We start from the raw sequence: 11,706 nt of genomic DNA, 5'->3' as shown, positions 1-11,706 counted from the left end.
CGGTCGTCACCGGGACGGGGCGATCACCCCTGCCGGTGAACCCGATCGAGGGCGACAGGAGCGACGATCTTTGCCACCATCGGGTTGATGACGTCCTCGGTGAACGCGGCCGGACCGGCCTTCGAAACCGTCGAACCGGTGCTCTCGACGCCGTGGTCCGCGCAGGTCGGGCCCGGCAACGCGCTGCCGGAGTATCCGCGTCCGCGGCTGGTCCGCGAACGCTGGCTGAACCTCAACGGCGTCTGGGAGTACGCGGGCAGCGGCTCGCCCGGCCGGAACGGGTACGGCGAGCGGATCCTGGTGCCGTTCCCGCCGGAGTCGGCGCTCTCCGGTATCGGACGGCGGGACGAAACCCTCTGGTACCGCAAGGTTTTCGAGGTCCCGTCCGGCTGGGACGGTCAGCGCGTGCTGCTCCACTTCGGCGCCGTCGACCAGTCCGCGACGGTCTGGGTCAACAACCAGGAGGTGGCCGCCCACGAGGGCGGGTACACGGCCTTCAGCGCGGACATCACCGGCGTGCTGCGCCCGTCGGGATCGCAGGAACTGACCGTCCGGGCCACGGACCGCACCGACGCTTCGACACACCCCGTCGGCAAGCAGCGGAACGACCCGAAAGGGATCTTCTACACCGCCGCGTCGGGTATCTGGCAGACCGTCTGGCTGGAGCCGGTGCCGTCCGAGCGCGTCCGGGATCTCCGGGTGACGTCAGACCTCGAAGGGGTGACGGTTGTGCCCAAGGTCACAGGCGGCGCCCGGGTGGAGCTGATCGTGAGCGAGCCCGATGGCCCCGAAGTGGCACGTGCCGCGGAGGACGTGGGACGCCGATTGCGTGCGGAGGTGCCTTCGCCGCGCCTCTGGACGCCCGATGATCCGTATCTCTACGACCTTCAGGTCCGTTTGCTCGACGAGAGCGGCAATCCGCTCGACGTCGTCGAGTCCTATACCGGGCTCCGCACGATCGGGACGGTCTCCGACGCCCAGGGCAGGCCGCGGATCGCGCTCAACGGCCGGATCACCTTCCTCCACGGCCCGCTCGACCAGGGTTACTGGCCGGACGGGATCCACACCGCCCCGACCGACGAGGCGTTGCGGTTCGACCTGGAGAAGACCAAGGAACTCGGCTTCAACTTCGTCCGCAAACACGTCAAGGTCGAGCCGGAGCGCTGGTACCACTGGACGGATCGGCTGGGCCTGCTCGTCTGGCAGGACATGCCGTCGCTCACCGTCTCGTTCGACGGCCCGCCCGGGACGGCGCCCGATCCGGTGCCGGAAGCGAAGGCGCGGTTCGAAGAGGAATTGACCGAGATGATCGAGCAGTTGCGCGGGGTGACCTCGATCGTCGGCTGGGTGCCGTTCAACGAGGGCTGGGGCGAATTCGACACCGCGCGGATCGCGAACCTGGTGAAGGACCTCGACCCGACCAGGCTCGTCGTCGCGAACAGCGGAGTGAACTGCTGCTTCTCGTGGCCGGACACCGGCGCGGGCGACGTCTATGACGACCACACCTACGTCGGGCCGGGAAAGCCCTCGGTGAAGGACCACAGGGTGATCGTCGACGGCGAGTACGGCGGCCTCGGCCTGGTCCTCGACGAGCATCGCTGGCCCGGGGAGCCGCAGGCCTACGAGATGACGCTGACCTCGGCACAGCTGACGAAGCGCTATGCCGAGGTCAGCGAGCATCTCGAACGGATCATCGCCGGAACCGGTCTTTCCGGCGCGATCTACACCCAGATCACCGACGTCGAGAACGAGGTCAACGGCCTGCTCACCTACGACCGGCGGGTGGTGAAGGCGGACGCGCCGACCGTCGCCACCCGCAATCGCGCGGTCATCGAGGCGGGTCAGTCCGGCTGAGCCTCCACCGGACCACCCGAATCCCGGACCCGGACGGGCACCCCGAGCAGCTGAGAAGGCAGCTGCCCGGGGTCGTGACCGGGGGTCATCCACACGTCGATCGTGGGTGCCCCCTCGGCCTCGCCCTGCCCGACGCCGACCACTCCGGGGACGTCGTCGAGCCACCGGGACGCCGCCACGAGCGCGGCATCGACGTCGGAGATTTCGTCGGCCACTACGGGTGCACCCGGATCCCGAGCGACGCTTCGACCAGCGAGATCCGGTTGATCACGGTGACCACCGGCGAGCCGGCGAACAGGAGGCCGACGGCGTTCTCGCTCAGGTCCGCCACGAGGCTGCCCGAGTCGCCACCGGCCGACATGTCGGTGGTCAGCAGCTGCTGCGCGAACCGGGCCACCCTGCCTCCGCCGTAGTTCACGTCGACGGTGGCGTTGATGTTCGTGATCCGCCCGGTCGTCCAGTTCGTGGTCCGGCCGGTCTTCTGCACGAGCGTGCCGACCGCGGGCGCCACGTTGGTGCCCTTGAGCTCGCCGACCCAGAAGATCCGCCGGTCGAGGTCGTGGAACTGGCCTTCGGCGATCGCGGCGTCGACGAAGTTCAACGGCACCGGCTGCCCCGGCTGGATGAACTTGATCGGCACGAACCGGCTCAGCCTGGCGATGACGTCGGTGGGGACGACGCCGCCGTCGAACGGGCCGGGCTGCAGGATCGGGTCGCCGATGGCGGCGGCGTTGGAGTTCGCCAGCACGTGGTTGTTGCTCAGGATGTAGTATCTCGGCGGTTTGCCGGGCAGTGCCGTCGCGTCGTAGACCGCGGTGCCGTAGGTGCCGGCGGTGATCTTGAAGTGGCCGACGCTCAGCCCGCCGTACGCCGGGCGGAACTTCTTGGCGAGGGTGAACGGGCCGACCTGCTCACGGGCGAGTTCGTCGGGGCGGGCGAGCGTCGGAGCCGGGGGCTCGTCGATCATCGTGGCGGCGCCGTTCACCTTCGGCGCGGCGATACTGCGGCCGGCCTGGAGCACCCCGACCTCCTGGACGTCGGTGGGCACGCCCGCCAGCGTCGCCGGGACGAGGTCGTCGTCACGCAGCATCTCGTGCGGCAGTTTCGTGTCGACCAGGACGGTGATCGCCTTTTCGCCGGTGTCCCTGCCCCCGGACCATTTGGTACCGAGCGCGACACCCACCACGTTCTGCCGGTTCAGCAACGCCTCCTCCTCGGCCGCCTGCACGCTCGCGAGGGAGAGGAAATCGTCCGGGATCATATTGTTTTCGATCATGTCGGCCACACTTTTCTGGTTGTCGGCGTTGACGAAGTGCGGGAGTCCCGACGAAAGAGTCTTCCCTTGTCCGCGGGGTGGCGCCATAGTGCAATCGGGTACGGCGCTTCACCCGGGAATGTCAGTATTTCCCTTATGTGACAGGGGTTTGTGATCGAGCAACCAGTCATCGCGCGAGTGGTGGGATATTCAGGGACTTTGGTCACCGGATCGCCGGAAAAGGAAACGGGCGGGGTTTCCGGATCGCTCCGGAAACCCCGCCCGTCTCGGGAAAGCGCGCGTCAGCCGATCGCGGCGTCGATCGCCTTGGTGATCACTTCGTCCTCGGGTTCGGTGCGCGGGCGGAATCGTCCCACCACCTCACCGGACGGGGCGACGAGGAACTTCTCGAAGTTCCACTGCACGTCGCCGGCGGCGCCTTCCGCGTCGGCCGCCTTCGTCAGTTCGGCGTAGAGCGGGTGACGGGTTTCGCCGTTCACGTCCAGCTTTTCGAACAGCGGGAACGAAACGCCGTACGTCGTCGAGCAGAAGGCCTGGATCTCCTCGGCGGTGCCCGGCTCCTGTCCGGCGAACTGGTTGCACGGGAACCCGACGACGGAGAAACCCTTGTCCGCGTAGCGTTCCTGCAGCTTCTCCAGCCCGGTGTACTGCGGGGTCAGCCCGCATTTCGACGCCACGTTCACCACCAGCAGCGTCTTGCCTTCGAACGCGCCGAGCGTCGTGTCCTCGCCCGCGAGCGTCTTCAGTGGAATGTCGTGGATCCCCATGCTCTCCCTTTCGTCATTTCCTCAGCAGGTCACGGGCGTCGACATGGCCGAAGGGCCCGTCGTCGCGCCGGAACGCGGACGCGGTCTCCCGCGCGCGGTCGAGCGCTCCCTCGCGGAGCAGCCCGGCGAGCGTGTCGAACCGTTCGGTGTGCACCCTCGCCCGCCGCCGCGCGTAGTCGGCGGCGGAATCCTTGGTGACCATGAACGCCCAGTCGCTCGACAGTGCCAGCATCGCCTCGGCGACGGCCTGGTCGCGGACGGCGTCACGCGTCGTCGTGTCCATCCCGGTGACCAGGTCGAGCATCCGGTGCTGCAGCGCGGTGTTGTCCCGCACCATGTCGGCGACCTGCTCGCCGTCCCAGACCCGCCAGTCCTTGCCCGAGCCCCACGACGACGCCGGGAGATCGACCTTCCCGCCGAGGTGGCCCGCTTCGAGCGCGCCCTTGAGCGTGGTGACGCGGACCCCCGCCTCGGGCAGCGCGCGCAGGACACCTTCGAGCCAGGCCGGGCCCTCGTGCCACCAGTGCCCGAACAGTTCCGTGTCGTAGGCGGCGACGACGAGCGATTCGCGGCCGTGCTCGGCCTTGAGCGAGCGCAACCGGGCGACGACGGTGTCGACGAAGTCCTGGACGTGGCCGCCGAGGGTGGCCGTCGCCATCGCCGGGTCGTACGGCGCCTTGTCCGGCGGCTCGACGGTCTTGCCGGTCACCCGTGACGGTTTGAGGCCGACTTCGTGCGCCCAGGTGTGGAAGTCGCGGTAGGCGGCGTGGCCGGGGTAGCCGGCCTTCGGCGACCAGACGCGGTACGTGACTTCGAGGTCGCGGCCGAAGCAGACGACGTCGGAATCGCCGACGGTCCGCGCCGCCGACGTGTCACCGTGCAGGGACGGTCCGTCGACCATGAACCACCGGACGCCCGCGGCGGCGTATCCGGCCTCCATTCCGGGCGCGTAACCGCATTCGGGTGCCCAAATGCCTTCGGGACGTTGTCCGATCCGCAGTGCGGTGTCGGCCAGCCCGCCGCGCAGCATGAAGTCGCGCACCGCCGGGTCGAGCAGCGGCTGGAACGGATGCGCCAGCGGGCCGCCGAGCAGTTCGATCGTCCCGTTGTCCACAAAGGACCGGAGGATCGGCGAGAAACCGTGACGCCAGCGCGTTTCGAGTTCTTCCGACGCCTTCAGCGCCGTCCGGTACTCGCCCGCCGCGAGGTCGCGCAGCAGCGGGTCGCCGCGCCAGAGCGTGGACGCGTGCCAGGCGCGCAGCTGCCAATGCCCGAGCCAGTCGTGGAAGGCGTCGATGCAGTAGGGGTCGTCGAGCTGTGCGGCGAGGATCGGCGTCATGCCGAGAGTGAGGACGTCCTCGCGGCCTTCGTCGGCGAAGCGGCGCAAGAGGTCGACCATCGGCAGGTAGGAATGCGCCCACGCCTGGTAAAGCCATTCCTCGCCGACCGGCCAGGAGCCGTGATGCGGCAGCCACGGCAGATGGCTGTGCACGACGAGGCAGAACGTGCCTTCGTACTCGCTCATGCCTGCTCCTCGTAGTGGGTCGCTTTGCGTCGCATGAGCAGGCGCACTGTGTTGAGTGATTCGCTCGCAAGCTCCCTCATGGGCGCACCGCCACGGCCACGAGGTCGAGGCTGGCGTCGAGGTCCTCACCGTGGATGGCGAAATCCGCGGCCTGGATGGCTTGGACATCGGCGAGCAGTTCCGCCGGCCAGGTCGCCTGCCCGGGCAGTTGCCCCATGACGACGTCGAGCTGCGCGTCGATGATCGAGCCGCCGTACTTGGCGTCGAGCTTCGCGACGCCCTCGCCGTGGTGGAGGCCGTGCAGCGTCTCGACCTCGAAACCGGCTTCACGCAGCAGTTCGTCCAATTCGGACGGTGCGAGTTCCCTGGTGTGGAACGGGTTGAGCGGGGTGTCGCTGTCCGGGGTGAAGGTCAGCCGGTTGGGTGTGGTGACGATCAGCCGTCCGCCGGGGGAGAGCACGCGGCGGCATTCGGCGAGGAAGGCGCCCTGGTCCCAGAGGTGCTCGATCACCTGGAAGTTGGCGACGACGTCGACCGAGGCGTCCCGAAGCGGCAGGAACACCAGGTTGGCCATGGCCACGCCGATGCCGGGGTAGCGGCGGGCGACGTGCTCGGTGGTGGGGACGTCGTAGTCGAGGGCGAGCACCCGCTCGGCGACGGTGGCGATGAGCCCGGCGCCGTAGCCCTCACCGCACCCGGCTTCCAGGACGGTCTTGCCTTCGCACAGGGGCAGGAGCGTTTGATACGCGGCCTCGTGGCGGCGGTACCAATAGTTTTCCTCGGCGATGCCCGGCACGGTGCGTTCACCGGTGAGGTGCAGCGCTTCGGCCCTGGTGGCTGGGGTGGTCACGCCGCGACCCTACCGGCCGGTCACTTCCCTCCCTGGCGCAGTTGGTCCTCTGGATGCGGTCCTTGCACGTGCAAGGACCGCATCCAGAGGACTAACTGCGTGTCACGTTTCGCGGTGCTGTCCAGTCCAGGAGGTATGCAACGGACATTCACCCGCGTACTGCTCGTCGTCTTCGGTCTCATCGAACTGCCCGTCGGGCTGTGGCCGCTGTTCAGCCCGGACGGCTTCTACCGGGACTTCCCGGGGTTCCGCACCGGCTGGGTGGCGATGGACGGCCCCTTCAACGAACACCTGATCCGCGACTTCGGCGGCCTCAACCTGGCGCTTTCCGCGATCCTGATCGGCGCCGCCGTGATCGGGACGACCGCCGTGGCCAGGCTCGCGGCGCTCGCGACCTTCCTCTTCGGACTGCCGCACTTCCTCTACCACCTCGGCCACGTCTCGCATTTCGAGCCGGTGGACCAGGTGCTGATCGTCGTGACGACGGCGCTGGGCGCGGTGCTCCCGGTGGTGCTGGCGCTGATCCCCTCGAAGCGGGCTACACCGGCGACACCGTGATGCCGATGGCGCCGGGACCGAGGTGGGCGCCGAGGATCATGCTGGCGTCCACCAGGGTGCTGTCGACCATATGCGGCAGCCGCGCCCGCAGCCGCCCGCCGATCTCGAGATCGCGTTCGTCCGGGCCGAACCGGGTGATGGCGACCTCCACGTCCTGATCGCCCGCGCAGTCCACCGCGAGGTCGACGAGTTTGTTGAGCGCCCGCCGCTGGCCCGGGACCCGGGTCAGCGGGGCGACCTCGCCGTTCTTCACCGTCAGCAGGGGTTTGATCGAGAACGCCGAGCCGAGGAAGGCCTGCGCGGCGCCGATCCGGCCGCCGCGGCGCAGGAACTCCAGCGTGTCGACGTAGAGGATCTCCCGGCTGCCGCGGAACCGGCGTTCGGCGGCGTCGATCACCCGGGTCGCCTGCCCGCCGGCGGCGGCGACCTTGGCCGCCGAGGTCGCCGCGAAACCGAGGCTCATCCCGGTGGTCCCGCTGTCGAGGACGTGGACGGGGACGCTCACCTGCTGGGCGGCCTCGCGGGCGGCGTTCACCGTCTCCGACATCCGGCCCGAGATGTGGATGCTGACGATCGCCGAGGCACCCTTGCTCGCGGCGTCCTGGAACGCCCAGAAGAACGCGGCGACCTCGGGCGGCGCGGTCTTCACCGGGGTCCCGGCGCGCAGATGGCCGATGATGTCCTCGCGGTCGTAGCGGTTCTCTTCGTCGAACTGCTCTCCGACCTGCAGTTGGACCTGAACGACGCCGATTCCCCAGCGTTCGGCGACCGGGGCGGGGAGGCAGGCGGTCGAATCCGTGATCACGGCGACGGGGCCGGGCAAGGAACGCATGGTCGGGCAGGCTATCGCCTCACCCCCGCCACGAGTATCCCGGAATACGGCCGTTCGGGTTAGTCGCCCGGTAACACTCACTTCCGGGTGAATTACCTGGACGATGGTCCCACTAAAACGTGCATCCAGGTGAATGAGGTCACCTCGGCGGGCCGCGGCACTGAAATGGCCCTAATCTACCGGCCAGTAGAGCTGTTGCCCCGTGGCCGACGCCGGCCACCAACGGGAGGTCGAAGTAGACCCATGACGAACATCGTTGTCCTGGTCAAGCAGGTACCGGACACCTACTCGGAGCGGAAGCTCTCCGGTGCCGACAACACTCTTGACCGCGAATCCGCCGACGCCGTGCTCGACGAGATCAACGAGAAGGCCGTCGAAGAAGCCCTGAAGATCAAGGAAGCGGGTGAGGGCGAGGTCACCGTCGTCTCGGTGGGTCCCGACCGCGCGACCGACGCGATCCGCAAAGCGCTGTCCATGGGCGCCGACAAGGCCATCCACGTCTCCGACGAGGCCCTTCACGGCTCCGACGCCATCGCCACCGCCAAGGTGCTGGCCGCCGCGATCTCGAAGGTCGAAGGCTTCGACCTGGTCATCACCGGTAACGAGGCCTCCGACGGCCGCGGTGGCGCCGTCCCGGCGATCATCGCCGAGCTGCTCGGCCTGCCGCAGCTGACCCACGTGAACGAGCTGACCGTCGACGGCACCTCGATCAAGGCCGACCGCTACACCGAGGACGGCGTCACGCACCTCGAGGCGAACCTGCCCGCGGTGGTGAGCGTCGGCGAGAAGATCAACGAGCCGCGCTACCCCTCCTTCAAGGGCATCATGGCCGCGAAGAAGAAGCCGGTCGAGACGCTGACCGTCGCGGACCTTGGCGTCGACGCCGGCGAGGTCGGCCTCGGCAACGCCTGGTCGTCCGTGCTCGAAGCCTCTCCGAAGCCGCCGCGCACCGCCGGCGAGCGCGTCGAGGACGAGGGTGACGGCGGCAGCAAGGTGGCCGCCTACCTGGTCGCGCAGAAGCTCATCTGAGACAGGTTTCGAGGAGGAATAGGGAAATGGCTGAAGTACTCGTCCTCGTCGACCACGTCGACGGTGAAGTCAAGAAGGTCACGCTCGAGCTGCTGACCGCCGCTCGGGAACTGGGTGAGCCGTCCGCGGTCGTCGTCGGCCCGACCGGCACCGCCGCCAAGGCGAAGGAAGCCCTCGCCGCGCACGGCGCCGCCAAGGTGTACGTCGCCGAGGGCGACAACGCCACCGGCTTCCTGGTCACCCCGAAGGTGGACGTCCTCACCGCTCTCGCGGAGCGGACCTCCCCGGCCGCCGTGCTCGTCGCGGCCAGCGCCGAGGGCAAGGAGGTGTCCGCCCGGGTCGCGGTCCGCCTCGGCTCCGGTCTGCTGTACGACGCCGTCGGCGTGAACGGCGACGGCAGCGTCGACCAGTCCATCTTCGGTGGCGCGTTCTCCGTCAAGTCCAAGTCCACCAAGGGCGTCCCGGTCATCTCGGTCCGCCCCGGCGCGGTCGAGGCGGCCCCGGCCGAAGGCGCGGCCGCCGAGGAGACCGTCGAGGTCCCCGCGGGCGACCCGGCGAAGTCCGCCAGGATCACCGGTGTCGAGCCGATCGTCGGCGGCGACCGGCCGGAGCTGACCGAGGCCTCGGTCGTCGTCTCCGGTGGCCGCGGTGTCGGCTCGGCCGACAAGTTCGACGTCGTCGAGGCGCTCGCCGACTCGCTCGGTGCCGCCGTCGGTGCTTCCCGCGCCGCCGTCGACTCGGGTTACTACCCGGCGCAGTTCCAGGTCGGCCAGACCGGTAAGACGGTTTCGCCGCAGCTGTACATCGCGCTCGGCATCTCCGGCGCGATCCAGCACCGCGCGGGTATGCAGACCTCGAAGACCATCATCGCGGTCAACAAGGACGCCGAGGCGCCGATCTTCGAGATCGCCGACTTCGGTGTGGTGGGCGACCTGTTCAACGTCGCGCCGCAGCTGACCGAAGAGGTCCAGAAGCGCAAGGGCTGAGTCCTTCGTTTCGTGAAGGGACCGCCCGGGATTTCTTTCCCGGGCGGTCCCTTTTCTGTGATCCGAAAGTGATCTTCCAGCCTGAGAGAACCCTGAGAACCCGCAATTAACTGAACGTGCACTAATCGGCCATCAGGCGCATTGTCGTTGGTACCCCCCGAGGGGTAGACCTGGGTCATGACGACGTCACAGCTCCTCGTCAGTACTGACCAGGCAGGTGTCGAACTCCCGGCCGATGCGCCGCGTTACTCCCTCCTCGTGGCGAACGGGAACGAAGAAGTCGTTGCCGCGCAACGACTTCGCCATCAGGTTTTCGCCGAGGAAATGGGGGCGACGCTCAATTCGCTCGAACCCGGTCTCGACGTCGACTACTTCGACGAGTTCTGCGATCACCTCGTGGTGCGGGACGACAACACCGGCGAAATCGTGGGCACGTACCGGATGCTGCCGCCCGATCGGGCCGCGCGGGCGGGGAAGCTGTACTCCGACAGCGAATTCGATCTCACCGCGCTCGATGCGCTGCGCCCTTCGCTGGTCGAGACGGGGCGGTCGTGCGTGCATCCCGACCACCGCAGCGGCGCCGTGGTGAGCCTCGTCTGGGCGGGCATCGGGCGCTACATGCTGCTGGCCGGCCACCGGTATCTCGCGGGCTGTGCTTCCGTACCGCTGACGGACGGCGGGGTCTACGCGGCGGGCGTCTGGGATGTCCTGCGCGCCAAGCACTACGCGGAGGAATCCTTTCGGGTGACGCCGCTGAACCCGTGGCGGACCGAGGGTGTCGAGCGGCCCGCCCGCGCGATCCTCCCGCCGCTCATCAAGGGCTACACCCGACTGGGTGCGAAAATCTACGGCCCGCCCGCGCTCGACGCGGATTTCGGTGTCGCGGACTTCTTCGTCCTGCTGGATCTGCACAACGTCGACGAGCGGTACCTCAAGTTCTTCCTGGGAGTGCAGGGATGACTCACGCCTGGATGCCGAAGTCGCCGTGCGGCGACGGCTGCCTGAGCGAAGGGGCGCCGACGGTGGCGTTCCCCCGGCGCGTCCTGCGGTTCACCGCGGCGATCGGCGTCATCTTCGGCGCTTTCCTGTCGGCGCCGCTGGTGCTCGTGCTGCGCGGCATGCCACGGGAACGGTTGGTGCGCCTGCTTTTCGCGGGGATCTTGAAATCCTTCGGGGTGAAGCTGCGCGTACTCGGCGACGAGCGTTTCCGCGCCGTGCCGGGCCGTGGCGCGCTCGTGGTGAACAACCACATCTCGTGGCTGGACATCATCGCGGTGAACGCCGTCCAGCCGATGCGGGCGCTCGCCAAGAAGGAGGTCGGCGCCTGGCCGGTGCTCGGCCTGCTGGTGCGCCGCGGCGGCAGCATCTTCCTCGACCGGGAGAACCTGCGGAGCCTGCCCGCGACGATGGACGAACTCGCCGACGCGATGCGCGGCGGATCACTCGTGAGCGTGACGCCGGAAGGCACTACCTGGTGCGGTCTCGGTTCGGGCCGATTCCGTCCCGCGACCTTCCAGGCCGCGATCGACGGCGGCGTCCCGGTGCGGCCGCTCGCGCTGCGCTTCCGGCTCGCCGACGGGCGGGAGACGACCCAGCCGGCGTTCATCGGGCCGGAGTCGCTCATCGCCTCGCTGCGACGGGTCGCGGCGCTGCGCGGTCTGGTGCTGGAGGTGCACGTGTGCCCGGAGATCGCGCCAGGGCGCGCCGCGGACCGGCGGGAGCTGGCCGCGCTGGCGGAATCCGCGGTGCAGGCGGCGCTCGGCCGGGTGCAGATCCCGGTGCAGCGGCGGCGTCGCGTCGCGGCGGTTTCCCCGGTCGCTCCTTCGGTGCCCTCCGCTCCCGAGGCGGTCTCTCCGTAGCCCCGGATGTCCTGAACGACCCTTTCCTGACATCCGCCAGGGGTTGGCGCGACTGCGGTGACAGATGTGGCGTTGGTCGAGGATCGGTTTGGTGATCTCGCGGTAGGGCGACTCGATGACCTTCAGCGGGATGGAGAAGGGCTGTTTGGCCCACCGGTCGAGGAGTTCGT

Annotated in this window: 12 protein-coding genes; 6 read left to right on the top strand and 6 right to left on the bottom strand. The window is 68.7% G+C overall.

Going from position 1 to position 11,706, the window contains the following annotated elements:
• The first annotated feature begins 87 nt into the window (after nt 1-87).
• Nucleotides 88-1,854: a glycoside hydrolase family 2 protein gene (locus AC069I_RS23080; protein WP_478266376.1), complete on the top strand. Its 1,767-nt coding sequence runs from the start codon at nt 88-90 to the stop codon at nt 1,852-1,854.
• Here the strand turns inward: AC069I_RS23080 and AC069I_RS23075 are convergent.
• The 5 genes from AC069I_RS23075 to AC069I_RS23055 form a co-directional block, all read right to left on the bottom strand.
• Nucleotides 1,842-2,069 carry a hypothetical protein gene (locus AC069I_RS23075; RefSeq protein ID WP_478228480.1) on the bottom strand — a complete coding sequence of 76 codons (228 nt, stop codon included), beginning with the start codon at nt 2,067-2,069 and terminating at the stop codon, nt 1,842-1,844. The two genes, AC069I_RS23080 and AC069I_RS23075, sit on opposite strands and share 13 nt — an antisense overlap.
• Nucleotides 2,069-3,130: a chymotrypsin family serine protease gene (locus AC069I_RS23070; protein WP_478228479.1), complete on the bottom strand. Its 1,062-nt coding sequence runs from the start codon at nt 3,128-3,130 to the stop codon at nt 2,069-2,071. The genes AC069I_RS23075 and AC069I_RS23070 overlap by 1 nt, the downstream gene beginning before the upstream one ends.
• A 281-nt stretch (nt 3,131-3,411) precedes the next feature.
• Nucleotides 3,412-3,897, bottom strand: coding sequence for a glutathione peroxidase (locus AC069I_RS23065; protein ID WP_478228478.1), 486 nt, complete (start codon nt 3,895-3,897; stop codon nt 3,412-3,414).
• 13 nt (nt 3,898-3,910) lie between these two features.
• Nucleotides 3,911-5,422, bottom strand: coding sequence for a 1,4-alpha-glucan branching protein domain-containing protein (locus tag AC069I_RS23060; RefSeq protein WP_478266375.1), 1,512 nt, complete (start codon nt 5,420-5,422; stop codon nt 3,911-3,913).
• Between the two features lie 76 nt (nt 5,423-5,498).
• Nucleotides 5,499-6,272, bottom strand: coding sequence for a class I SAM-dependent methyltransferase (locus AC069I_RS23055; protein ID WP_478228476.1), 774 nt, complete (start codon nt 6,270-6,272; stop codon nt 5,499-5,501).
• A gap of 135 nt (nt 6,273-6,407) precedes the next feature.
• Between AC069I_RS23055 and AC069I_RS23050 the strand changes: the two genes are divergently transcribed.
• Nucleotides 6,408-6,830 carry a hypothetical protein gene (locus tag AC069I_RS23050; protein WP_478228475.1) on the top strand — a complete coding sequence of 141 codons (423 nt, stop codon included), beginning with the start codon at nt 6,408-6,410 and terminating at the stop codon, nt 6,828-6,830.
• On the opposite strand, the gene AC069I_RS23045 is transcribed toward AC069I_RS23050, so the two are convergent.
• On the bottom strand, nt 6,811-7,662 hold the full coding sequence (locus AC069I_RS23045) for a DegV family protein (RefSeq protein ID WP_478228474.1): 852 nt from the start codon (nt 7,660-7,662) through the stop codon (nt 6,811-6,813). The genes AC069I_RS23050 and AC069I_RS23045 overlap by 20 nt on opposite strands.
• A gap of 243 nt (nt 7,663-7,905) precedes the next feature.
• Here AC069I_RS23045 and AC069I_RS23040 point away from each other — a divergent pair, with 243 nt between their 5' ends.
• The 4 genes from AC069I_RS23040 (at nt 7,906) to AC069I_RS23025 (ending at nt 11,536) form a co-directional block, all read left to right on the top strand.
• Nucleotides 7,906-8,691 (top strand): electron transfer flavoprotein subunit beta/FixA family protein, encoded by a 786-nt coding sequence (locus AC069I_RS23040; RefSeq protein WP_016336566.1) that lies wholly within the window; start codon nt 7,906-7,908, stop codon nt 8,689-8,691.
• 26 nt (nt 8,692-8,717) lie between these two features.
• Nucleotides 8,718-9,677, top strand: a complete 960-nt coding sequence (locus AC069I_RS23035) for an electron transfer flavoprotein subunit alpha/FixB family protein (protein ID WP_465435382.1) — start codon at nt 8,718-8,720, stop codon at nt 9,675-9,677.
• Nucleotides 9,678-9,854: 177 nt separating this feature from the next.
• A complete protein-coding gene (locus tag AC069I_RS23030; RefSeq protein WP_478231675.1) occupies nt 9,855-10,637 on the top strand; it encodes a GNAT family N-acetyltransferase in 783 nt (260 codons plus the stop codon).
• On the top strand, nt 10,634-11,536 hold the full coding sequence (locus tag AC069I_RS23025; RefSeq protein ID WP_478266374.1) for a lysophospholipid acyltransferase family protein: 903 nt from the start codon (nt 10,634-10,636) through the stop codon (nt 11,534-11,536). The genes AC069I_RS23030 and AC069I_RS23025 overlap by 4 nt, the downstream gene beginning before the upstream one ends.
• Nucleotides 11,537-11,706 lie beyond the last annotated feature (170 nt).

This window comes from Amycolatopsis sp. NPDC043885, assembly GCF_056435685.1.
Note: the sequence above shows the minus strand (reverse complement) of the source record. Positions and strands in the feature narration are given on the sequence as shown.